Below are 23,658 nucleotides of genomic sequence, written 5' to 3' on the forward strand. Positions count from 1 at the left end.
TTTGCTGGGGTGTGTGAGCAACGCCAAGAGGCCCATGCGCTCGTGTTGCGACTTTCAGAAATTGCGTTCAACTGGGCGGGTGCATGCCAAACCGCTCAGCAAAGGCTTGCGGGCTGATAGCCATGGTTTTATGAAAGCTGCGCCGCAGGTTTTCAGGGTGACCAAAGCCACAGAGTCGCGCAACTGTGGCAATGGAGGCATGCGGTTGACTTAGTAATGCGGAGGCGGCTTCCAATCTGACGCGTTCCACATACTTCGCAGGGCTTGTGCCCAGTTCTTGCTGAAAGACCCTGGCCAGCGTACGCGGTGGAAGGCAAGCTTGAATGGAGAGTTGCTCAACACCAAGGTCATCACCCAAGCGGCTTGGAATCCATTCCAGCAACTTGGCCAAGCGTGGGGCATGCCGTGTTTCTGCAGCCAATAAGGGACTGAATTGCGCTTGGCCTCCAGGGCGGCGCACGAACATAACCAATTGGCGCGCCACGGCCAAAGCCATGGCGCGTCCCAGATCTGCTTCTACCAAGCTGATGGCTAGATCAATGCCTGAGGTGACGCCTGCTGAAGTGAAAATGTGTGCGTGTTTTGGGTGTGAGGCATCGTAAGTATGCAGACGATCCCCTTCAATGTGGATGTCGCGTGCTAAAGCGCTGAGTTCGGGAAGGCGACACCAATGGGTCGTGGCACTGAGCCCGTCCAGCAGCCCAGCACGGGCCAGCACCAAGGCCCCGGAGCAGATTGAGCCCAAACGCTGTACGCGTGGCGCCACGCGTTGCACCCATGCGCGCAAGCTGGCATCGTGCTGAGCCACTTCAATACCGTCACCACCAGGAATCAGGATGGTGCTGTTGTTTTTGATGCTCAATTGCGCAATTCCATGGGTAGCCACGATTTGCAGGCCACACGAGAGCGTGACTGGGCTAGCGGTCAGGCCTGCAAAGGTTAAATCGTAAAAAGGCGCAAGGCCTTGTTTTTTGCGCATGTCATTGGCCGTGGCAAACACCTGCATCGGGCCCGTAATGTCCAGGCTCATGGCGCCTTGGTAGGCAATGCAGACTACCCGGTGCAAGGCTGTGGCTGGGCTTGACGGTGAGGCAGTTGGGCTGTTGTGGCGTTTCATGCGAGCAGTGTGCATGCAAGTGCATTTGGCTGCAATGACATTGTTCCCACATATTCGGCCAAAAATGTGCAGACATGTTCATGCTGCATATCAAACGTGCGGATGCCTGTATGTGTGGATATTGGAGGCTCTGCATCGCATCCGTATTTATACGGGGGTAAGCAGAAAGGCCCCAAAGATGGCACGCGCCGACGTCGGACTGGTACATAATGCGGCCTCTACGCAGGGGTACTCACGAGCTGCGGCTGAACAGGCCAACGCCAGTGGGTTGAGAGAGTCCCTTTGCACCAGTACGGATAATGCCGACGCTGGGAGCGCGTACTTCCACATGCCAAGGGATTGCCACGCCTTGGCAGTTGGTGGTATTCATCCCCGTTCGGCTCCAAATTGTTTTTCTTTGGAGCTTATATGAACCAACCTTCCTCTTTTCCTGAATCCAGCGCCACACGTGTGCGCTTTGCTGCGGCCACTGCCAAGGTAGACAGTGCCGCCATTGCGCCGTTGAGTGCATCGCGGAAAATTTACCAAACTGGCTCACGCACGGACATTCGTGTGCCATTTCGGGAAATCACGCTGACGGCAACCCCGACCACTTTCGGTGGTGAGGCCAATCCGCCGATCACGGTGTACGACACCAGTGGCCCCTACACCGATCCGCAAGTGGATATTGACATTCGCAAAGGCTTGCCTGCACTGCGCACGGCCTGGATTGAAGAGCGTGCAGATACGCAGGCGCTGAGTGGGCCAACCAGTGCGTATGGGCAACAACGCCTGCAGGATCCGCAATTGACGGCCATGCGTTTTGGCTTGGTGCGCCAGCCGCGCCGTGCACGCAGTGGTGCAAACGTGACCCAAATGCACTACGCAAGGCAAGGCATCATTACGCCGGAGATGGAGTTTGTGGCCATTCGTGAAAACCTGCGGCGTGATGCGTATTTGCAGTCGCTGCATGACAGTGGCCCTGAGGGTGCTAAGTTGGCATTGCGTATGGCGCGCCAGCATCCTGGGCAGTCGTTTGGTGCGGCCATCCCCGCAGCCATAACGCCAGAGTTTGTCCGCGATGAAGTCGCTCGTGGTCGCGCCATTATTCCTGCGAACATCAACCATCCTGAGTGCGAGCCGATGATCATTGGTCGAAATTTCCTGACCAAGATCAACGCCAATATCGGCAATTCCGCGCTCGGCTCAGACATTCATGACGAGGTTGAAAAAATGACGTGGGCCGTGCGCTGGGGCGGCGATACGGTGATGGATCTGTCTACAGGCAAGCACATCCATGAAACCCGCGAGTGGATTTTGCGCAATTCACCCGTGCCCATTGGTACGGTGCCCATGTACCAAGCGCTGGAAAAAGTAGGCGGCAAGGCCGAAGACTTGACGTGGGAAATTTTTCGCGACACCTTGATTGAACAGGCCGAGCAAGGGGTGGACTACTTTACTATCCATGCGGGGGTGCGCTTGCCCTATATCCCCATGACGGCCGATCGCATGACCGGTATCGTCTCGCGCGGAGGCTCCATCATTGCCAAATGGTGTTTGGCACACCATCGCGAAAGCTTCATTTACGAGCACTTTGAAGACATCTGCGACATCATGAAGGCTTATGACGTGAGCTTCTCGTTGGGCGATGGTTTGCGACCAGGCTCTATTTGGGATGCCAATGACGAGGCGCAATTTGCTGAGCTCAAAACGCTGGGCGAACTGACCCAAGTGGCATGGAAGCACGATGTGCAAGTCATCATTGAAGGCCCAGGCCATGTGCCTATGCAGATGATCAAGGAGAACATGGATTTGCAGTTGGAGCACTGCCATGAAGCACCGTTCTATACCTTGGGGCCATTGACGACGGATATTGCGCCGGGCTACGACCACATCACCTCAGGTATTGGGGCGGCGTTAATCGGTTGGTACGGCACGGCCATGCTGTGCTACGTCACGCCCAAGGAACATTTGGGATTGCCCAATAAAGACGATGTGAAAGCCGGCATCATCACCTACAAAATTGCTGCGCATGCAGCAGACTTGGCTAAAGGGCACCCAGGGGCAGCCATTCGAGACAACGCGATGTCAAAGGCTCGGTTTGAATTCCGTTGGGAAGACCAGTTCAACATTGGCCTAGACCCTGATACGGCCCGTGCCTTTCACGACGAGACTTTGCCCAAGGATTCGATGAAGGTCGCACACTTTTGCAGTATGTGCGGTCCGCACTTTTGCAGCATGAAAATTACGCAGGATGTGCGTGAATATGCCAAAGGCAAAGGGCTGTCCAACCAAACCGCCCTGACGCAAGGGATGCAAGAAAAGTCCATTGAATTCCGCAAAAAAGGAGCTGAGCTGTACCACGCGGAGTGAGTTTGTCGCGTCATTGACTACGCAGCGATGATTTGAAATCGGTGGTCTGGATTGACGCGCGATGGGTAGGTGCTTGAGCCAAGAGGCTGCGAAGAGATTTTCGGCTTGGTAGCTGTAGGCCTTTGCGCCAGTTTCGCTTACGATAGGCGCCCTATGATTGCCGCCTTGCCTGTTGTATCGCTTTTTTCTACTTGCTATTGGGCCATGCGTCCGGGCCATGCGTCCTGTGCCACGGCGCTGGTTATGGCGCGCCAACGAACTGGCTCTGTTCTGGGGAGTTGTGGCGTGAAATATGCGTTATGGCTTGTGGCTTTCATACTCGTTTGGCCTCTGCATGCTCGGGCAGCAGAGGATGTGGTTAACGCCTGTACGCCGCAAATTGTGGCGATACAGGCCGCGCGTGCAGATCCTGAAACGCCTGAAATCCGCCCTGTACAAGGGTGGGTGGATGTCAAGGTGCCTGAGGTATGGTTCAGACGTTGGCTAGGCTGGGGCGGCTCGGTGTGGTATCGCATTGACTGGAAACGTGCTGCCGAGAGCGTCTGTGAAGATAGTACGTCTCCTGTTGCTTTGGGTATTGATGGCATCATGGTTGCCGGCGAAGTTTTCAGCAATAACGACCTTTTGTGGCGTGATGCTTCATTAGTGGAGCCGCTCTCGCGCAGTTGGAATGTGCCTCGTTGGGGTATTCTGCCCGCGTCGAGTTTGCACACAGGCATCAATTCTGTCTGGGTGCGGGCGGTTGGCGCCATTGGTGTGTCTTCTGGTTTGGGGCCAGTTCGTCTGGGCGAGGTGCATGACGTTGCTGAAAAATACAACAGCGCACTTTGGCGGCAGCGCTTGGTGTATTTCATCAATGCCGTGCTATGTACGATGGCCGCTGCATTGTTTCTGTTGGTGTGGGCTGTTGGGCGAAGAGGCCGCTCACAAGCACAAGGCACAGATATCAATGCTTATGGCTGGTTCGGCTTGATGGCCCTGTGCTGGCTGGCCTATCTCACCACTTATTTGGCACCTTCGCCATGGCCGTGGCCTGACTCTTTGGCGCGTGCGCGCTTTAGCCAGGTGGCGCTGATTGGTTATGCACTGTGCGTTTGCATTTTCACCTTTCGCTTTGGCGGCCAACATTTCCCGCGAATAGAAAAAATACTTTATGGGCTCGCGGCATTGGGAACGGCGGTGCTGGCACTGCTGCCGCATGAGGCGGTTATGCATTGGCTTAACCCTCTGTGGCAGGCCACGATGTGGGTAATTCTGCTCAACGGATTGCAGTTTCAGTGGCACGCATGGCGTCCTAGGCAAGGGCGCATTCATGTTTCGCACCGTTTGCTTGCCGTGTGTTGGCTGGTTTTTGTTGTGGTCGGGGTGGCTACGCAACTGTCCTTTGTGGACATGTGGCAAGTAGCGCGCTATTGGGCCGCTCTGTCTGGCTTGTCTGTGATTGGGCTGGTCATGCTGTTGTTAGGGGCTCAGTTGGTGCGGCAAATGCGCAGCATGGCGCTATTCAATCGTTCCTTGGAAGAGCGTGTGGCCCAAGCCCGCAATGAGTTGGAACAGGCACAAGGCCGTGCGCATGCCCAGGCCTTGGAGAACGCCAAGTTACAAGAACGCATGCGCATTGCCCATGATTTGCACGACGGTTTGGGGGCCAGTTTGGTGCGGGGGATGGCTCTGGTTGAACAAGCCGGGCAGACGCTGCCCAACGACAGGGTGCTTTCACTTTTCAAAACCTTGCGCGACGATTTGCGCCAAGTTATTGACTATGGCTCCAGCGCAGGGGCTACAGTGCCCGACACACCTGTGCAGTGGGTCGCTCCGCTGCGCCATCGCTTTACGCATATTCTGGACGAGTTGGACGTAGCGTCTGAGTGGAATATCTCACCCCAATGGCCCGCACCCTATCTGCCCAGCGCGTTGCAGTGCTTGGGGTTGACGCGCCTGATGGAAGAGGCTCTCTCCAATGTGATTAAACACAGCCACGCCCGGCATTTGCGGGTAGCGATTGAGACGGGCATTGCCACGCCGCGGCAGGAAGGTGTGTTGGTCGTGCGCATTGAGGATGACGGAACAGGCTTTGATGTAGCGGCAGTGCGACAAGCCGGCTTGTCGGTGGGAATGCGCAGCATGGCCGCCCGTTCTGAGCGCATTGGCGCGCAATTGCAGGTGACATCAAGCCCATGTGGCACGATGGTCAGCGTGCTGATGGTGCTAGCTGTGGCGCCTGCTTCTGCTGCGAAGACCTGAGCCGTGCGTGAGCGGGCTGCTGCAAACATCCATTTTCAGAGGGCGCAATATCTGCTTGCTGTTGCAATGCTCTTAGGTATTGACCAATACCAGCTTGCCCCGCACTGCACGCTGGCCCATGCGTTCGTAAGCTTTGTGCAAGTCGCTCATGGGCATGGTGCCATCCATCACGGGTTTGATCTTGCCTTGCACATACCACTGCGCCAACTCTTGCAGCATGGCGCCATTGGCCGCAGGCTCTTTTTGGCTAAAAGCGCCCCAGAAAACGCCGACGATTGACGCACCTTTGAGCAACGGCAGATTCAACGGTAGTGAGGGGATTGGGCCAGCGGCAAAGCCAATGACGAGGTAACGCCCGCGCCAGGCGATGGAACGAAAAGCCGCTTCAGCGTAGTCGCCACCAACTGGGTCATACACCACATCAGGCCCTTTGCCATTGGTCAGCGTTTTCAGCGTTTCACGCAAATCTTGCGTTTGGTAGTTGATGGTTTCGTCTGCCCCAATGCTTTTGCACAGTGTGCATTTGTCGTCGCTGGAGGCTGCGGCAATGACTTTGGCGCCTTGTGCCTTGGCAATCTGAATGGCTGCTGTGCCTACACCACCAGCTGCGCCAAGCACCAACACGGTCTCTCCTGCTTGCAGGCCGCCTCGGTCAATCAGTGCGTGGTGTGATGTGGCGTAAGTCATGATGAAGGCCGCAGCATCTTCATAGCTGAACGCATCAGGCAGGGGAATGCACAGGTGCGCGGCAACCGTTGCGTGCGTACCAAACCCACCGGTGCCGCTCAGGGCTGCCACGCGTTGCCCCACTTGCAGATGCTGGACGCCTTCGCCAACGGCTTCAATTTCACCTGCGTACTCAGAGCCCGGCACGAATGGCAAAGCAGGCTTCATTTGGTATTTGTTCTGCACGATCAGCAGGTCAGGAAAATTCAAACTGGCGGCATGAATACGCACCAGCACTTCGCCTTTGCCGGGTGTTGGTGTGGGTAATTCTTGCCACTGCAGGTTGTCTACGCCGGTGGGGTCTGTGCAAAGCCATGCGTGCATTGTGTGTTGCTCCTTCGTTGCTGTTGTGTTGGGCTGAGATCGGCCAAAGATCGTGATCGCGGTTAAGCACTTGTTTACGGCCGCTGCGCTATCTGTGAATATGCAGAACATGCATTCAAGCGCAGTTTGGGAGTTTGCGCAGTAACCTAGGTGTCGCATTGGGGGCTGTTCGCGTTTGAAAGATCTGCAAAAGCAGCGCTTCCTGGAACGGCAGAAAACACCCACTGGATTCAATAAGCGTTGTGCAGCGTTGGGGCACCGAACGTATGCAAACCGCCTAGAATCGTGGCCATGATTCGATATACCTTGGTTGTCATGGCCCTTGCTGCATGTTTGCTGCTGGGCAATGTGGTCATTCAATGGACGGGGCTGCCAGTGCCGGCAGCTTTGATTGGGATGCTGTTGCTGCTCGGCGCATTGCTGTGTCTGCCCCGCGTTCCTGAGGTTTTGGCACGTATCTCCGATTGGATGCTGCGCTACCTTGTGCTGTGGATACTGCCTTCTGCATTGGGGGTGGTGGCTTATGGCGCTGCTTTGAAGCAGCACTGGCTGCCCATTGTGTTGGCTGGTGTGATTGGTACCGCGTTGACTGCTGTTGTGACGGCCTGGGTGTTTGTGGTCACACTGCGTTGGACTGAAAAGAATAAACAGGCGCCAGCCTCCTCGGCTCTCGCTACAAATACAGACAATGGCGCAACCACGCCCGCTCATCAGGAGTTGCCATGATGGATGTCGATGCCATGCTCTCTTGGGGGCAAACTTGGCTGGCCGGACTCACTTGGCAAGCGGTGGCCAGCACATGGTTTTGGAGTGGCTTGACCATCATGGTGTACTTGTTGGCTGTTGCGGTATACCGGCGTTCAGGCGGCCATGCTTTGGCTATCCCTGTGCTCACCGGTGGTGCGGTGATGGTGGCCGTATTGGTGCTTTCAGGCACGGCATACCAGGACTACGCGCAATCGGTGGCGTTGCTCAAATGGATGCTAGTGCCCGCTTTGTTGCTGTTGGCTGTGCCGATGCGCCAGCAACTGCAGCGTTTGCGTGCCGTATGGTTGCCTTTGACGGTTGCCGTGCTAGCAGGCAGCGCCACGGCCATTGCCAGCACGATGGGCATTGCACTGTTGTTGGGCGTGGACGAAACGACCCTGATTTCCATGTTGCCCAAGTCGGCCACAATGCCCATTGCCATTCAAGGTGCACAGGCGCTTGGCGGCGCAGGCGGCATTGTGGCGTTGAATGTCGTGGCTACAGGCGTTCTCGGGGCCATGATGGTGCCTTTGTTGCTACGCATGCTGCGTGTGGAAGATGAAGTGGTGCGCGCCGCAACCTCTGGCTTGGTCGCTCATGCCATTGGTACAGCACGCGAAATGCAAGACGGTCCGACGGCAGGGGCTTTTGCCGCATTGGCCATGAGCATGACAGGCTTGTGCACCGCGATCATGTTGCCCATTGCCGTGTGGCTGATGCGGTGTTTCATGGCTGGTTAACCCTGCGGTTTTTTTGTTCAGTCGTGTTTGGCTGGCCGCCTGGTTTAACGGCCGGTTGTTCAGATCAAGGTCTAAAGCGCAAGGCTGACTGTGATGGTTCTAGGGCAGTCTGTTGCAGGCCACCATGGCAGCACGGATAATGCGCCCCTTATGCCTTCAAATGGACAGAAAACCAATTCCCAAGCAAGCTTCAATAGCTTGCAAGATTTGCGCAATGTGCGTGCTAGCCAGAACAAACCAGGTGAGCCCTTGGCCGAGAGTGACTTGGTGATGAAACCGGCTGCGCCGGTTGTTCCTACTGCGCTGCACATCGACTTTCCCGATAACCTACCGGTCTCAGCCCGTAGAGCAGAGATTGAGCGAGCCCTGCGTGAGCATCAGGTCATCATCATCAGTGGGGAAACCGGCTCCGGTAAAACGACCCAACTGCCCAAAATTGCGTTGGCGCTTGGGCGTGGCTTAGGGCGAGGTCATCAAGACGCGAAAACCGGTAAGCGTGGCCAATGGATTGGACACACACAGCCAAGACGCATCGCAGCCTCCAGCGTGGCCAAACGCATCGCAGAAGAACTGCAGACGCCTATGGGTGAGGTGGTTGGCTACAAGGTGCGCTTCAATGACCGTTTGGGCCCCCATGCCCGCGTGAAACTGATGACCGATGGGATTTTGCTGGCCGAGACGCAAACCGACCCGCTGCTCAAGGCGTATGACACGCTGATCATTGATGAAGCGCACGAGCGCAGCCTGAATATTGATTTTCTGTTGGGATACCTCAAGCAGATTTTGCCGCGTCGTCCTGATCTGAAGGTCATCATCACATCGGCCACGATTGATGCAGACCGCTTTTCTCAGCATTTCGCCACACGGCGTGGTGGTAACTTGGTGCAGGCCCCCGTATTGCATGTGTCGGGCAGAACGTATCCTGTCGAAATTCGGTATCGCCCCTTTGAAGAAAGCCGCGAAACCGATTTGAATACCGCTATTGCCGATGCGGTCGACGAGTTATGGAGCGGCCATGTGGGCGGCGACATTCTCGTTTTCCTGCCCGGTGAACGTGAAATTCGTGAAGCGGCAGACCATTTGCACAAGCATTTGTCACATGATCCCATGCGCCGCCACAGTATCGTGCTGCCCTTGTTTGCGCGTTTGTCGCAGGCTGAGCAAGATCGTGTATTTGAAACAGGTGGGCCGCCCCGCGTAGTACTGGCTACCAACGTGGCTGAAACGTCTCTGACGGTGCCGGGCGTGCGTTATGTGGTCGACGCCGGTACCGCACGCGTGAAACGCTACAGCTACCGCAGTAAGGTCGAGCAGTTGTTGGTTGAACCCATCAGCCAAGCCGCAGCCAACCAACGCAGCGGGCGTTCAGGCCGCGTAGCCGATGGCATTGCCATTCGCTTGTATGAGCAAGAGGGTTTTGACAGCCGTCCACGGTTTACTGATCCTGAAATCCTGCGCTCATCACTCGCTGGTGTTATCTTGCGCATGAAGTCGCTTGGTTTGGGGGCGGTAGAGGACTTCCCATTTCTGGAAGCCCCTACGCAACGCGCCATTACCGATGGCTACCAGCTCCTGCAAGAGCTTGGGGCTATGGACGAGTGGAACCACCTCACCGATGTGGGGCAGCAAATGGCACGTCTGCCGTTAGATCCGCGTGTCGGCCGGATGTTGCTGGAAGCTAAGAAACGCGGCGCGTTACAGGAAGTGCTGGTCGTGGCCGCAGCCCTTTCAGTACAAGACGTGCGTGATCGCCCGCTGGATAAGCAAGCGCAGGCTGACCAGCAGCATGCCCGCTTTGATGATGAAAAAAGCGAATTCGTCAGTTACCTCAAGCTGTGGCAATGGATTCACGATGCGCGCGGCGGTAAAACGGGTGGTTTGCCATCGGCTAAGCAGCAAGCCGTGGCAGCTGCCCAAGCTAAAAAAAGTGTACGCAACCATGCTGCTTTACCTGTGGCGCAGCGCAGCAGCTCAAGTGTTGCGGTGGAACAGGCCTCCCCCATTTCCCCTGCACCTGTCAGTTCAACGCAGGGCAGGGCCGCGCATGTCAACGCGCAGCCCTCACACCGCCTAACAAACCGGCAATATGAACAACTGCTCAAGAGCAGCTTCATCAATATCCGCCGCGTGCGCGAATGGCGAGATATCCATCAACAACTCACCGCAGCAGTTACCGAACAGGGCTGGAAGCTGGCTGAACAAAAAAATGCAGCCAGCTATGAAGCTTTGCACCTGTCACTGCTGGCTGGCTTGCTTGGCAACGTGGGTTACAAGCAAGATGAGAACGACTGGTATCTGGGGGCACGTGGCATCAAGTTCTACCGCCACCCCGGCGCGCATTTGCGCAAAAAACCAGGGTGCTGGGTAGTGGCAGCGGAACTGGTAGAAACCACGCGCCTATTTGGGCGAGAGATAGCCACGATTGAGCCCCAATGGCTGGAAGAAGTGGGCCACCATTTGCTGAAAAAACAGTTGCTGGATCCACATTGGGAGCAAAAAGCGGGCGAAGCCGTTGCGCTGGAGCGTGCGACTTTGTATGGCTTGGTTGTGTATAGCGGGCGCAAGATTCCCTACGAGCGATTGGACCCGGCAGCAGCGCGTGAAATCATGATTCGCCAAGCCTTGGTGCAGGGCGATTACGTGGATGACTGGGAACGTAAATTTCCTTTTTTAGTGACCAATCGCAAGCGCATTGCCAAGGTCGAGGAGCTTGAACACAAGTCGCGCCGCCAAGACGTGCTGGTGGATGAAGAGTTGATCTATGCGTTTTATGACCGTCTTATCCCTGAGGCAGTGGCCAATGGCCGCCAATTGGAAAATTGGTACCGGCAAGAGCGCAAGTTGCAGCCGCAGTTGCTGGAATTGCAAAAGGACGAGCTCATGCGGCACGAAGCCGCAGGCATTACAACGCAAGCCTTCCCGCCCACCATCAAGCTGGCGGGTATGGACTTGAATGCCACGTACTTGCATGAACCGGGCAACCCGCGTGATGGTGTTACGGTCACGATTCCACTATATGCACTCAACCAAGTGCAGGAAGAGCGGGCCGATTGGCTGGTGCCCGGCATGCTGAAAGTCAAAGTGCAGGCCTTGATTAAAAGCTTGCCGCAGCGGCCGCGCTCACGCTTGCTGCCGTTGGCTGAAACAGCCGAGGTGATTGCGAACACATGGATGCAAGAAGGTGGCTTTGCACAAGGCGATTTGAGCGAACGCCTGCGCCAGTGGGTACGCACTAAAACAGGCTTGGAGATCAAACCTACCGATTTCAAGGCCGATATGCTCAGCCCGCACTTGTTCATGAACTTTCGCGTGGTGGATGAGCATGGTCGCCAACTTGGGCAAGGCCGTAATTTGGCGGCCCTGAAGGCGCAGTGGGGCCAGCAAGCGCGAGGGGCCTTTCAGGCTTTGGCTGGTTTGAAGTTGGCGCAAACGGTCGAGGGGGATGTAACGGCTGATGCAAGTGCCGCAGGCAATTTAACATCAGTCCACGCTCAGCCCTTTGGAGGGGCAAAAGCCGCAGATAAAAACCGTGTTCAAGATTCAAAACAGGCTCGTTTTGAGTCTTCCGGTTCAGCACACGTTAAGGCGGCTCAAGAGCAAGGCCAAAATGCCACAACGACCATAACGAATACGCAATCTGCGTTGGGTGAGCCTGATCAACGCCACACCAGTTGGGATTTCGGTGAGTTGCCCGAGATCATGGAGTGGGGCAAGGGCTGCCGTAAATTGGTCGGCTTTCCTGCACTGGTAGACCAAGGTGACGTCGTCACCATTGAAGTGTTTGATGAGCCAGAAGCGGCAGCCAAAGTGCACCGAAAAGGCTTGCAGCGCCTGTTCGCCCTGCAGATCAAGGATGCCCTTAAATACCTAGAAAAAAATATCCCTGACTTGCAGAAGATGTCGATCGCCTTCATGCCGCTTGGTACTTTGGAAGAACTTCGGGAGCAAATTATCCAAACGGCATTGCAGTTGGCTTTTTTGCAAGAGCCTTTGCCTATCAATACGGAGCAATTTGCACAACGCCTGCAGGACGGCCGTCCGCGGCTGACATTGTTGGCGCAAGAAGTGGCACGTTTGGTAGGGCAAGTGCTGGCTGAATACAGTCTGGTGGTGCGCAAACTCAAAGACACCAAAGGTGCAGACGGGGCAGTGGCAGACATTCGCCAACAACTTGAGCGTTTGGTGGGCAAGCGCTTTGTGCAAGACGTTCCGCAAGCGGCGCTAAAGCACTTCCCCCGCTACCTCAAAGGGATGCTGATGCGGCTGGACAAATACCGTGAAGACCCCATGCGCGATCAAGTACGCCAAAGCGAAATGGCTCCATTGGAGGCGCGCTATTGGAAAAAGCTGGCTGAACGCCGTGGTCAGGCCGATGACACTTTGCAGGATTACCGGTGGTTGCTGGAAGAGTTGCGCATTAGTTTCTTTGCTCAGCAACTGCGCACCCCTCAGCCTGTGAGCGTGAAACGGTTAGATAAAGTCTGGGCGCAAGTGGTGGCGTGATGGTGCTCGGCATGCGAGGGAGTATGTTGGTGTCGCCCCTGGAATGGGCTGCATCAACCTTGCCTCAGTGTTCTCAGTAAGCAGACTTTTCAAGCGATTGCCGCTATTTTCAGTGGGCGCATCAGGTAACTTGCTCCGGGGCCGTAGGCGGCCAGTTTTTCTTGCAAATCGCGCGAGTGCACCATGGGGGGATTGAAGCCGCGTGCTTGCCAATAGGTGGTCGCAGAAGCTAACGCCACCAGTGCAGCAGAGTCAAAGCCATCTTGGCGCGCTGCCTCTATGGCTGCTGCATACAAAGCCTGACCTACACCAAGCCCTTGTGCATCAGTTGCAACTGCGCAATCGTGCAAGAACCAATGTGTGGCCGGTTGCGGAATTTGTACCAGCTTTTCGTTCAAAGCAGGAGGTAACCCTGCGTGCCAAGGGTAAGCAATCAAATAACCCAGCATGCGTTGCGTTTGCTTTTCCTTCGCAGCCCAACAGGTGCCAGGAGACAGCGCCAGGCGGTTAAGGAAAAAGTCGGCATCTTCCAGTAGCTGTGCGGGATAGGCGCTTGCCTGCACACTCAAAAGCGCATCAATGTCAGCAGGCAAGAGGGGCGTAATGGAATAGGGCATGTTGAATGGAGCGCAACCAGAGACCAGCCGCGTAGGCTTTGCCTCTCAACGAGAATGTGTTGTGCAGAGAGAGCTGGGGCAATACATGCTTAATGCATGGAATCTAGCTGTGGTAACTACTCACTTACTGTGTATTTCTGCTTGAATGTCAATTTTTAATGGTATGTTCAATATTGTGCAGCCAGTTCGGTTACCTATTTAGATTCCCGTAAAGGCTGTTGCGAGTCGTTTGTGCTTTGTTGTGCAGCAATTTGGTGCATTAGAATCGGTCGCTTTTTGGTGTGCAAAGTGTGGTGCGAGGCGTTCGTTGGGGCGCATGGAAGTACGTATTTTTTAACTGCTGCGAATAAACGCTCTGTAAAAGATTCTATTTGCAGCGTTCTATTGCATCAATCATATGGGTGAACGTGCGTCAGAAGATGGCGGCGAAACCTGCCAGTGTTTTATTCATCACTTATGCCTTCATTAACGCCAGTTATTCTGTGTGGTGGAAGCGGTACACGCTTGTGGCCCCTCTCGCGTGAACATTACCCAAAACAATTTTTAAGCTTGGGTGGTAACGGCCAATCCATGCTGCAAAACACAGCAGTACGGCTCAGTGGCCTGTGCTCAAGCATTGAAACAGCACCTCCTGTTTTGGTGTGCAATGCTGAGCACCGTTTTTTGGCAGCGCAACAACTGCAGGAACAAGGCGTGCAAGGCGCTAAGCTAGTGCTCGAACCCATGGGGCGCAACACTGCCCCAGCACTGACTTTAGCCGCGCTAGCCGCCCAGCCTGATACCGTGCTGCTTGCCATGCCTGCGGATCACGTAATGACACGACCACAAGCACTTCACCGCGCGGTGGAGGCCGCCTGGCCTTTGGCTGTAACAGGTGGTATGGTGACTTTTGGTATCGTGGCCGACCGCCCAGAAACTGGCTACGGTTATATACAAAAAGCGCAGTTTCACACCAGCGGAGCATTTGGAATTGCCAGTTTTGCCGAGAAACCAAGCCTTGAGCTGGCGCAGCAATACCTCTCTAGTGGGCAATATTTGTGGAACAGTGGCTTATTCATGGTGCGCGCTGACCAGTGGCTCAAAGCAATGGCCCACTTGCAACCGACCATGCTGCAGGCCTGCCAACAAGCGATGGCGCAAAGCACTGAGGATCTGGATTTCATTCGCCCTAATGAGTCAATCTTTGCTGCATGTCCTAGCGACTCTATCGACTATGCCGTGATGGAGAAGTTGCCCAACGATTCTGAATTGGGAATTTCAGCCTACGTCATGCCACTAGACTGTGGCTGGTCAGATCTAGGGGCTTGGGACGCTTTATGGGACGTCTTGCCTAGGGACGCGCAAGGCAATGCTGGCAGCGGCGAAACCTTGGCTGTTGATACCCGCAATAGCTTGCTGTTTTCGGAAAACCGACTAGTAGCGGCTGTGGGAGTGGAAAACATCGTAGTGGTTGAAACAGCAGATGCGGTTTTGGTTGCAGACAAACGCCGAACCCAGGACGTGAAGAAAATTGTGGCCGAACTTAAAGCTCAAAACCGCAGTGCAGCCTCAACACACCGCAAAGTGCATCGTCCGTGGGGCTGGTACGACAGCATTGATAGCGGCAGCCGTTTTCAGGTCAAGCGTATTGTCGTCAACCCTGGCGCACAGCTGAGCTTGCAAATGCACCACCATCGCGCTGAACATTGGATTGTGGTTAAAGGGACCGCTCAAGTGACCAAGGGGGAGGAGACCTTCTTGTTAGGCGAGAACGAATCTACCTTTATTCCTTTAGGTCACATGCATCGCCTAGCCAATCCAGGTATGTTGCCTCTAGAAATCATTGAGGTGCAGTCGGGAAGCTACTTGGGTGAGGACGACATAGTCCGTTTCGAAGATCCTTATGGACGGGCATCTCCCACATCTTCAGGTGTCCTCGGGAAGAAAACAATCTAAGTTCCAACCCGATCCTACTCATGGGGCGCTGTCTTTTTTTATTGCGTCGTAGAGTCTGCGCATACGATGATGAATTTCTTATGACCATTACCTCTGACCGAAACTCCATGTCTCCGTTGGCCATTGCGCGCGCTATTAGAAATAATGGAAGTCTTATCAATGAACTGATTCAGCGAGATATTGTTGGACGTTATCGCGGCTCATTCATGGGGTTGCTTTGGTCATTTTTTAATCCCATCCTGATGCTTTTGGTATATACCTTTGTATTTGGTATTGTATTTAACTCGCGTTGGCCGGGTGGGACTGGATCTAAATCCGAGTTTGCATTGGTGCTATTTTCTGGATTGATGATATTTAATTTTTTTTCAGAATGTATAAATAGAGCGCCAGGGCTTATCGTCGGGAACGTGGGTTACGTTAAGAAGATAATTTTTCCATTGGAGATTTTACCTGTTGTGGCGATGGGTGCGGCATTTTTCCATTTTTGTATTAGTTTTATAGTTTGGCTATTGTTCTACATTACATTCTTTGGTTTTCCCCAGTCTACGTTACTGCTTCTGCCTGTAGTGCTTTTGCCTTTGCCTTTTGTAATTCTCGGATTGAGCTGGTTCTTGGCATCGCTAGGTGTCTATCTGCGTGATACTGGACATATTATTGGCGTCATCTTGATGGTCATGATGTTTATGACCCCTATTTTTTATCCCATATCAGCTTTGCCTGAGAAATATCGGCCTCTTCTCAGGCTCAATCCTTTAGCAACTTTGATCGAGCAAGCACAGAGTGTCATGATTTGGGGGCGCACCGTTGATTGGTCAGTCTGGGGTCTAACGTTGATGGCATCGTTGATGATTGCATTTTTAGGCTTTGCCTGGTTCCAAAAAACAAGAAGTGGATTTAGTGATGTCCTCTGAAATTGCAATATCTGTCGAAAGCGTTTCCAAGCGCTACGAGATGTATTCGAAGCCACGGGACCGTCTGTTGCAGTTCTTTTCCTCTGGTAATAAGCAGTACTTCAAGGAGTTTTGGGCATTGCAAAAGATCTCCTTTGATGTCAAAAAAGGAGAAACTCTAGGGATTTTAGGGCGCAATGGTAGTGGTAAGAGCACCTTATTGCAAATTATTGCCGGGACACTCACCCCAACAACTGGTAGCGTGCGTACCAGTGGTGTCATGGCTGCTCTGCTTGAACTGGGTTCTGGCTTTAATCCTGAGTTTACGGGGCGCGAGAATATATATCTGAATGGCGTGATTCTTGGGTTTTCCAGGCACGAAATGGATAAGCGTTTTGATGAAATAGTTAGCTTTGCAGATATCGGAGATCACTTGGATCAACCGATCAAGACATATTCCAGTGGTATGACCGTTCGGTTGGCATTTTCCGTTCAAGCTTGTGTATCGCCGCAAGTATTGATCGTTGATGAGGCTCTTTCGGTTGGCGATGAAAAATTTCAACGCAAATGTTTTGAATATATTGAAAAGCTGCGAAAAGATGGCTGCTCTATTCTCCTTGTTACTCACTCGACAGCTACAGTCGAAAAATTTTGCCAGCGCGGAGTTTTGTTGCATAAAGGTGAGATGCGAGGTATAGGTCCAGCGAAAGAGATCGTTGATCAATATCATGCGCTCTTATACTCAGATGAAAAAGCCTATTTGCGCTATCAAGCAAGTAGGGATGCGAACCAGCATTCCTCTGCGATGCAGAACCAGCATGCCAAGGAAGATACACCTTCAAGTGGCTTGAGCACTGAAGATACTTCGGGTCTTCGAGCAGTTATTTCTGGTTGGGATATCTTCGATACCCAGGGGAATCCATGTGAGCAATATCAGACTGGTGACACTTTCAGGGTTAAGTTGCTTATTGATGTACTCAGTTCCGTAGAGGAAATTCAGGCAGGCATGCTAATGCGTACGGTCGAGGGGGTCAGTGCATTTGGCACAAGTACGCTTTACCACAAGAAAAATATTACAGCCCCTCAAAAAGGCAGCCGCTATGAAGTGGAATTTGAAGTTGAAGTGAGTCTGTGTGCCGGCAGCTATTTCATCACCTTGGCCATTGCAGAGGCAATATCACATAGTGATATGAGATACCTTGATAGAAAGACGGATGTCATTGTTGTTACCGTACACCAGCCGCGCACGCTTGCCAGTGGCATCGCCATGCTTGATGCGAAAATCACCGTAAGCGAGGTTCTGTGATGAATATGAAATCTATTCTTATAATCACACAGCAGTTCTCTATCGGGGGACTTGAAACACATATTCGCGGAGAGATTGAGCAGCTGTCCGCCATGGGCATAGATGTACATCTGGCAACTGGCTCAATACTCGAGAAAGCACTTTTGCCATCTGGTCTGGCGTCAATTTCTGCTGGCTTAGCTTTGGAACCCTCAGCTACTGCGCAGCAAACATTGACTGCAATTGAAAAGTTAAGAGAACTGATCCGAGAGCATTGTATTGATCGTGTCCATATCCATCCTTTTACATCAATTGTGCCCGCTGCCATTGCTGCGGAGCTGGAAGGCGTTCCCTATGGCGTAACCCTGCATGGGCCGGATTCGCTTGGAAGTTTCTATGGTCCGACATTCGATGTAGTTCTCAAAGATGCAGTTCTACCCAATTGCAGTTCCGTGATCGGAGTGTCGCCGGAGGTAAAAGAGATGGCTGCAGCCTACGCTGCTGACAGCCAAATACATTACATCCCCAACGCTGTGTCAATGGAGCGTGTTACTCAGTCGACGAATGTTGCTGGAGTGGATCATTGGCTTGTGGTCTCGCGTCTGGATGATGCAAAAGTGCCAGGCATTTTAGATTTCTGTGTCAAAGCCAGAAAAACGGATATACCACATATCTTCATTGCGGGAGATGGCGCAGCGCGACCGATGCTCAAATACTGGTTGCAGGAAAAAGGCCTGAGCGATTTTGTGCAATTTTTGGGTAGCAGTGCAGAGATTGGTGCTCTCATGGCACGTGCCTCAGGTATTGCGGGTATGGGACGGGTTTTGCTTGAAGGTATCGCTGCACGCAAGCCAGTGGTAATGGTGGGCTACGATGGCGTCAAAGGCGTGCTTGATCGTAATCTTTTTGAAAGCGCCGCGCATGCTAATTTTTCTGGGAGAGGGCTTCCTACAGTAGGGGGCGAAGCTTTAAATCAACAGTTGTTAAGGCTCTCTAATTCAACCGAAAACAGCCATTTATATACCCTCCTGCAGAAAGACTTTGACGAAAAAACCGTATGGGCGCGCTTTGCAAAATTTATGGAGATGGCCCAGCCTCCACGAAATTCCTACTTACAGCATATCTATGCTTGCCTGCAAGCGATGCCTGTGAACGACGAAACTCCATACCTTAACAGCCTAGAGTTCCTGAGCAAGTTGGCTGAATGTCGAGCAAAGTCTCCCGTTGAAAGACGGTTCGAGACGTCAATTGCATTGGCTAACTGTCGTCTGAAAATGGCAGCGCAGATTGCGCAGAAAGATGAGCAGATTGGAAATCACAGTATGCATAAAGATACGAGGATTGCAGATCAAGACGTTCAAATTGCGGATCTGAAAGGGCAGCTGGCTGAATTGAGCCAGCACATCGCCGCTTTAAATCAAGACATTATTGATCGTGATAGGCAAATTGATCAAATCAGCCAATCCGTTGTCGTTCATCAAAATGATTTGAAAAATATTCGTTACTCTGCGTCTTGGCGGATTACTCATCCGTTGCGCGTAGGTTATTCCTTTATTAGTAAGTGGGGTTCACCTATATTTTCAAGGCTTCCGCAAGGCTTGCGTAAGGTGGCTCTTGGTCAAATAAATCCTGTTGCTCATTCTTCGAGTCCTAAAGCATCGCAGCAAGTTAATAAAGATCTATCTTGGAGTGATTTTTCCAGGAAGGTACTTGCGCGACGTGATAGTTATAAAGGAATATTTGTCCAAGAAATCGTAATTGATTGGAACGTGCCATTATATCAACGGCCTCAGCATATGGCCGTAGCAATGGCTCGTCAAGGTTACTTGGTTATTTATAGAACTACCAATTGGACAAACGATGATGTAAATGGTTGTCGAGAGGTCGAGGAGAATGTATGGGTTACGAATTGCGATGAAGTGGATTCATTAGAGGATGTGGTTCGTTCTTTGTACTCCACGGCATATTCAAACTCTGTAAATAATATTTTAAAAAATGGCGCGAGAGGGAGAATTGTATACGAATATATTGATCATATAGACCCAGAAATTTCTGGAGACGATGAAAATATAAAACGCCTAATTTCGTTGAAGGATTTTGCGTTTTCGGGAGGTGCTGATTATGTCGTCGCGTCTGCACAAAATTTATATAACGAAGCTGTAGATGCGGTTGGCGTCAATAAAACTATTTTGGTTCAAAATGGTGTGGATACCCGTCATTATCGTAATTCTTGTCATAAATCACAAGTACTCCCTGCATCACTTGCAGAGTTTAGGAAGAAATATAAATATATAGTTGGCTACTTTGGGGCGCTGGCGCCTTGGTTGTGGTATGAGATAATTGAGCGGCTGGTTAATCAGAAAAATGATGTGGGCTTTGTATTTATTGGTCCCGATTATTATGGTGGCGTAGCAAAACTACCAAATGCAGATAATGTAATATATCTTGGTTCGGTTGATTATAAAATATTGCCGGCTTATGCTATGAGTTTCGACGTATGTTTTATACCGTTTAAGCCTGGAGATATTGCAAAATCAACGTCGCCTTTGAAGCTGTTTGAATACTTTGCCCTTGAGAAGCCAGTGGTAGTAACCTCGGATATGGCTGAGTGCACTAGGTATCCGGAAGTTTTCCATGGTGCTTCGGTGCAAGAGTTATCTTCAGCAATTGACAAGGCAATTGCAATTAAAGATGATGCTCATTTTAAAAAGCGTCTTTCGCAACTTGCGGATGAAAATAATTGGGATATGCGCGCCACAGCATTAATTGCCGGTCTGAAGATTTAAGGTTTTAAGAATGAAAAATATTCTCTGCGTCGTCGGCACGCGTCCTGAAGCAATCAAGATGGCCCCTGTGATCCTCGAGTTGCGCAAGCAGCCCTGGGCCAACGTGCGCGTGTTGGCAACAGCCCAGCATCGCCAGATGCTGGACCAAGTGCTGTCTTTTTTCGATATTCAGCCTGACATTGATCTGAACATCATGCGCCCCAACCAGGCGCTGACTGAACTCACTGCGCGCCTCTTGCTGGAGCTGGACGCGGTACTCAAGGCAGAGAAGCCGGATGTGGTCTTGGTTCAAGGCGATACAACGACGGTCATGACCGTCGCGTTGGCTTGCTTCTATCACCGTATTCCAATCGGTCATGTGGAGGCCGGCCTGCGCACCTGGGATATGCAGAATCCATTCCCCGAAGAGGCCAATCGCGTTATCGCGGGCAAGTTGGCCCGCTGGCACTTTGCTCCTACAGAGGGCTCGCGCCAGAATTTGCTGAAAGATGGTATCGCTGATTCAGACATCATCGTCACGGGCAATACCGTGGTGGACGCCTTGCTGGCCACCGCGCAGCGAGATCTGGATCTGGGCATCACATTGCCGGCAGACAAGCGCATGGTGCTGGTGACCTCCCACCGACGAGAGAACTTTGGCGCGCCGTTCCGCAACATCTGCCGCGCATTGCAGACGTTGGCGCAAAACAATCCGGATGTACAGTTTCTCTATCCGGTTCACCCCAATCCAAATGTGAAGGATGTGGCGTATGAGTATCTGGCGCATATCCCGAACGTCACCTTGTGCGAGCCGCTGGACTATGCGCCTTTTGTTGCGGCGATGAAGCGCGCCTATCTGATCCTCACTGATTCCGGTGGGGTTCAGGAAGAAGCACCCGCTCTGGGTAAGCCGGTGTTGGTGTTGCGTGAGGAAACTGAGCGACCAGAAGCCGTTGAGGAAGGTGTCGTCAAACTGGTGGGTTCCGACTACGACAGGATCGTCGCCGAGGCTCAACGCTTGCTTGACGATGAAGCAGCCTATAAAGCAATGGCTCGAGGTGTATCGCCCTACGGTGATGGACACGCTTCTGAGCGCATCGGTCGTCTACTTCAAGAGCAGCTTCTGTGAAGGTTCTGCTGATTGCCTATGAGTTTCCCCCAATCTTGGCGGCGCAGTCTTTGCGCTGGCTCCATTTAGCGAACGAACTGGTTGCACAGGGGGTTCAGATAGAGGTGATCTGCCCGGACATCGCTCCCAACCAGGCGTTCCCGTTGCTGCTGGACCATCGCGTTATCACCCACCGGGTTTGGCCAGGCCCATTCATCGGCCTTGGTGAATATGCAGCCAAGCGTGCTGCAGCGCAAAGTTCAGTGTCTAGCGGCGCAGCATCGGCTGCGCCCTCGGCTAAGCCTTCGCTGCTTTCAAGAGCTTATGGGATCGCTCGAGATCTGCTCAATCGCCTTGTCTATCCCGACATCCGAAGCGAGTGGTACTTTTTTGCGCGCAAGAAACTCAAGGAGCTTTTGGCTGCGAATCGGTACGATATCGTGCTGAGCTCGCACGAGCCTGCGGTGGACATCTTCGTAGGGTTCTATGCGAAAAAGGCGAAGCTGCCATGGGTCGTGGACTTGGGTGATCCTCTGCTCACACCATACTCTCCGCGTTGGCGCAGGGGAATCGATCTGCGCGTGGAGCGCCGCATCATGCGCCATGCAGACCACGTCGTGGTCACAGATGACAAGGTCATTGAATTGCTGGTGGAGCGGCATGGCGAGCATCTGCGAGAGAAGCTGTCGACGATCTCTCAAGGGTTTCCTGCATCCGCACCTGCTGAACGAAAAAGTGCCAACGCCAGCTTCAGCATTTGCTTCACTGGCAACTTCTACAGTGACTTCAGAAATCCCACGCAGCTCGCTGAAGCCCTACGCACGCTGCAAGGGGTCGATTTCACTTTTCAGATCATTGGCAACAATGGCCGGTTCAAGCCCCTCTTCGAGGGAATCCAGGGCGTTGAGTTTTTGGGCCAGAAGAACCATAGTGAGTGTCTGGAGTGGCAGCGTCGCGCTGATCTATTGATCAACATTGGTAACGTGCAGAATTACCAGATCCCCGGCAAGATCTATGAGTACCTGGGGTCTGGCACCGCAATTCTGCACATTCAGACCAGCGAATCGACGGATCCCGGTGCGACCTTGATCAATGAGACTCGAGCTGGCGTCGTTGTGAAGAACGACTCCCAAGAGATTGCTGTTGCACTCAAACAGTTGTTTTCAGAATGGCAACACCAGCAGCATTGGCCCCTGTCTTCTAGAAACGAGGAACTGATCCAAAGCCATACTTGGGCCAATAAAGCGAATCTTTACAGGCGACGGCTTTCCCTTCTCGCTAGGCTTTGTTGCACAAACGCTCACAGCTAAGCGGTAGGATTGCAGCATGAGTGAATCGACTTGGGGCAATAAGGCCTACGGCACCACGAACTGGAAAAAATACAACGCCTCATTGAAAACCAGAGGCAGCTTGACGGTCTGGCTGGATAAGAACATGCAGTGGCTCGCTCGTGCCAGCGGCAAACGAGGCAGCCATCAAAAATATTCAGAAGCTGCCATTCAATTCTGCTTGACTATCAAACGCTTGTTTGGACTGGCTCTGCGCCAAACTTTGGGATTGGTCGAATCGCTATTACAGCTAGCTGGCTTAAATTGGCCATTGCCTGATTTCAGTACCGTCTGTCGACGTCAGAAAGACCTGCAGGTCAACGAGCGCTACCAAGCCAGCCAAGGTGCTCTGAACCTGCTCGTTGACTTTACTGGTATCAAGTTCCTTGGTGAAGGTGAATGGAAGGCCAAGAAGCATGGAGCTGAACGAAGACGCCAATGGCGCACAGTGCATCTGGGCATAGATGCCAATACTTTGCAGATACGAGCCATAGTAGTGACCACAAACGATGTGGGCGACTCCTTCATGATCGAGCCCTTGCTGGATCAAATTCCAATCAATGAACCGATTGCAACACTGATCGGTGATGGTGCTTATGACACCGAAGCTGTATATGCCGCATGTCAACACAGGCAGATCACCCCCATCATCCCACCACGCAAGAGAGCTCGCTTGCGTAAAGGAGCTGCCTTTGCCCATCGCAACCAAGCAGTCATAGCATGTAGACGACTAGGCAGAGCGATATGGAAAGACTGGAGCGGTTACCACCGACGCTCCCTGGTGGAGACAAAGATGCATTGCTTCAAGAGGCTTGGAGAGAAGGTGATGACGCGTACGTTTGAGAGACAGGTCACGGAGTTGAATGTGCGTGCATTCATTCTCAATCGGTTCACCGAGCTTGGCTGCCCCAACACGGTGGCTGTGGGATAGCTGCGTCTGGGGTCAGGGGTGGTTTACGCTAAATTTGATTTGTGCA

General features: G+C 52.9%; 16 protein-coding genes. 12 read left to right on the forward strand and 4 right to left on the reverse strand.

Going from position 1 to position 23,658, the window contains the following annotated elements; all coding sequences use genetic code 11:
• Window positions 1-67 precede the first annotated feature (67 nt).
• The gene (locus E9531_RS06895; protein WP_136573020.1) at window positions 68-1,117 is read right to left on the reverse strand and encodes a GlxA family transcriptional regulator; all 1,050 of its coding nucleotides are present in this window, start codon (window positions 1,115-1,117) and stop codon (window positions 68-70) included.
• A 232-nt stretch (window positions 1,118-1,349) separates the two neighbouring features.
• Window positions 1,350-1,487: a hypothetical protein gene (locus E9531_RS17975; protein ID WP_425293565.1), complete on the reverse strand. Its 138-nt coding sequence runs from the start codon at window positions 1,485-1,487 to the stop codon at window positions 1,350-1,352.
• A 38-nt stretch (window positions 1,488-1,525) separates the two neighbouring features.
• Here E9531_RS17975 and thiC point away from each other — a divergent pair, with 38 nt between their 5' ends.
• Together thiC and E9531_RS06905 are read left to right on the forward strand one after the other, a co-directional pair.
• Window positions 1,526-3,469, forward strand: coding sequence for a phosphomethylpyrimidine synthase ThiC (gene thiC / locus E9531_RS06900; protein ID WP_136573021.1), 1,944 nt, complete (start codon window positions 1,526-1,528; stop codon window positions 3,467-3,469).
• Between the two features lie 243 nt (window positions 3,470-3,712).
• Window positions 3,713-5,713, forward strand: a complete 2,001-nt coding sequence (locus E9531_RS06905) for a sensor histidine kinase (RefSeq protein ID WP_136573022.1) — start codon at window positions 3,713-3,715, stop codon at window positions 5,711-5,713.
• A 72-nt stretch (window positions 5,714-5,785) separates the two neighbouring features.
• On the opposite strand, the gene E9531_RS06910 is transcribed toward E9531_RS06905, so the two are convergent.
• Window positions 5,786-6,763: an NADPH:quinone oxidoreductase family protein gene (locus E9531_RS06910; protein ID WP_136573023.1), complete on the reverse strand. Its 978-nt coding sequence runs from the start codon at window positions 6,761-6,763 to the stop codon at window positions 5,786-5,788.
• Between the two features lie 291 nt (window positions 6,764-7,054).
• Here E9531_RS06910 and E9531_RS06915 point away from each other — a divergent pair, with 291 nt between their 5' ends.
• The 3 genes from E9531_RS06915 (at window position 7,055) to hrpA (ending at window position 12,753) form a co-directional block, all read left to right on the forward strand.
• Window positions 7,055-7,489, forward strand: coding sequence for a CidA/LrgA family protein (locus E9531_RS06915; RefSeq protein ID WP_136573024.1), 435 nt, complete (start codon window positions 7,055-7,057; stop codon window positions 7,487-7,489).
• On the forward strand, window positions 7,486-8,250 hold the full coding sequence (locus E9531_RS06920) for an LrgB family protein (RefSeq protein WP_244610016.1): 765 nt from the start codon (window positions 7,486-7,488) through the stop codon (window positions 8,248-8,250). The genes E9531_RS06915 and E9531_RS06920 overlap by 4 nt, the downstream gene beginning before the upstream one ends.
• A 270-nt stretch (window positions 8,251-8,520) precedes the next feature.
• Entirely contained in the window at window positions 8,521-12,753 is a 4,233-nt protein-coding gene (gene hrpA, locus E9531_RS06925; RefSeq protein ID WP_136573091.1) for an ATP-dependent RNA helicase HrpA, read from the forward strand.
• An 89-nt stretch (window positions 12,754-12,842) separates the two neighbouring features.
• Here the strand turns inward: hrpA and E9531_RS06930 are convergent, their stop codons facing one another.
• Entirely contained in the window at window positions 12,843-13,370 is a 528-nt protein-coding gene (locus E9531_RS06930; protein WP_136573025.1) for a GNAT family N-acetyltransferase, read from the reverse strand.
• Window positions 13,371-13,826: 456 nt separating this feature from the next.
• Between E9531_RS06930 and E9531_RS06935 the strand changes: the two genes are divergently transcribed.
• The 7 genes from E9531_RS06935 to E9531_RS06965 all read left to right on the forward strand — a co-directional run bounded on the left by E9531_RS06935 (window position 13,827) and on the right by E9531_RS06965 (window position 23,612).
• On the forward strand, window positions 13,827-15,305 hold the full coding sequence (locus tag E9531_RS06935; RefSeq protein ID WP_136573026.1) for a mannose-1-phosphate guanylyltransferase/mannose-6-phosphate isomerase: 1,479 nt from the start codon (window positions 13,827-13,829) through the stop codon (window positions 15,303-15,305).
• Between the two features lie 80 nt (window positions 15,306-15,385).
• A complete protein-coding gene (locus tag E9531_RS06940; RefSeq protein WP_136573027.1) occupies window positions 15,386-16,216 on the forward strand; it encodes an ABC transporter permease in 831 nt (276 codons plus the stop codon).
• Complete coding sequence (locus E9531_RS06945; RefSeq protein WP_136573028.1) at window positions 16,206-17,501, forward strand: ABC transporter ATP-binding protein; 1,296 nt, start codon at window positions 16,206-16,208, stop codon at window positions 17,499-17,501. Before E9531_RS06940 ends, E9531_RS06945 begins: the two co-directional genes overlap by 11 nt.
• Window positions 17,501-20,266 (forward strand): glycosyltransferase, encoded by a 2,766-nt coding sequence (locus E9531_RS06950; protein WP_136573029.1) that lies wholly within the window; start codon window positions 17,501-17,503, stop codon window positions 20,264-20,266. Before E9531_RS06945 ends, E9531_RS06950 begins: the two co-directional genes overlap by 1 nt.
• Before the next feature lie 10 nt (window positions 20,267-20,276).
• Window positions 20,277-21,374, forward strand: a complete 1,098-nt coding sequence (gene wecB, locus E9531_RS06955) for a non-hydrolyzing UDP-N-acetylglucosamine 2-epimerase (RefSeq protein ID WP_136573030.1) — start codon at window positions 20,277-20,279, stop codon at window positions 21,372-21,374.
• Complete coding sequence (locus tag E9531_RS06960; protein WP_136573031.1) at window positions 21,371-22,663, forward strand: glycosyltransferase; 1,293 nt, start codon at window positions 21,371-21,373, stop codon at window positions 22,661-22,663. Before wecB ends, E9531_RS06960 begins: the two co-directional genes overlap by 4 nt.
• A 16-nt stretch (window positions 22,664-22,679) precedes the next feature.
• Window positions 22,680-23,612: an IS5 family transposase gene (locus E9531_RS06965; protein WP_136573032.1), complete on the forward strand. Its 933-nt coding sequence runs from the start codon at window positions 22,680-22,682 to the stop codon at window positions 23,610-23,612.
• The last annotated feature ends 46 nt before the right edge of the window (window positions 23,613-23,658 follow it).

This window comes from Lampropedia puyangensis (assembly GCF_004833285.1).
GTDB classification, from domain to species: Bacteria; Pseudomonadota; Gammaproteobacteria; order Burkholderiales; family Burkholderiaceae_C; genus Lampropedia; species Lampropedia puyangensis.

Coding starts and splice junctions, on each gene's coding strand:
- E9531_RS06895 (WP_136573020.1), bottom strand. CDS start 1,117: ATGAAACGCCACAACAGCCCAACTGCCTCACCGTCAAGCCCAGCCACA.
- E9531_RS17975 (WP_425293565.1), bottom strand. CDS start 1,487: ATGAATACCACCAACTGCCAAGGCGTGGCAATCCCTTGGCATGTGGAA.
- thiC (WP_136573021.1), top strand. CDS start 1,526: ATGAACCAACCTTCCTCTTTTCCTGAATCCAGCGCCACACGTGTGCGC.
- E9531_RS06905 (WP_136573022.1), top strand. CDS start 3,713: ATGGCGCGCCAACGAACTGGCTCTGTTCTGGGGAGTTGTGGCGTGAAA.
- E9531_RS06910 (WP_136573023.1), bottom strand. CDS start 6,763: ATGCACGCATGGCTTTGCACAGACCCCACCGGCGTAGACAACCTGCAG.
- E9531_RS06915 (WP_136573024.1), top strand. CDS start 7,055: ATGATTCGATATACCTTGGTTGTCATGGCCCTTGCTGCATGTTTGCTG.
- E9531_RS06920 (WP_244610016.1), top strand. CDS start 7,486: ATGATGGATGTCGATGCCATGCTCTCTTGGGGGCAAACTTGGCTGGCC.
- hrpA (WP_136573091.1), top strand. CDS start 8,521: ATGAAACCGGCTGCGCCGGTTGTTCCTACTGCGCTGCACATCGACTTT.
- E9531_RS06930 (WP_136573025.1), bottom strand. CDS start 13,370: ATGCCCTATTCCATTACGCCCCTCTTGCCTGCTGACATTGATGCGCTT.
- E9531_RS06935 (WP_136573026.1), top strand. CDS start 13,827: ATGCCTTCATTAACGCCAGTTATTCTGTGTGGTGGAAGCGGTACACGC.
- E9531_RS06940 (WP_136573027.1), top strand. CDS start 15,386: ATGACCATTACCTCTGACCGAAACTCCATGTCTCCGTTGGCCATTGCG.
- E9531_RS06945 (WP_136573028.1), top strand. CDS start 16,206: ATGTCCTCTGAAATTGCAATATCTGTCGAAAGCGTTTCCAAGCGCTAC.
- E9531_RS06950 (WP_136573029.1), top strand. CDS start 17,501: ATGAATATGAAATCTATTCTTATAATCACACAGCAGTTCTCTATCGGG.
- wecB (WP_136573030.1), top strand. CDS start 20,277: ATGAAAAATATTCTCTGCGTCGTCGGCACGCGTCCTGAAGCAATCAAG.
- E9531_RS06965 (WP_136573032.1), top strand. CDS start 22,680: ATGAGTGAATCGACTTGGGGCAATAAGGCCTACGGCACCACGAACTGG.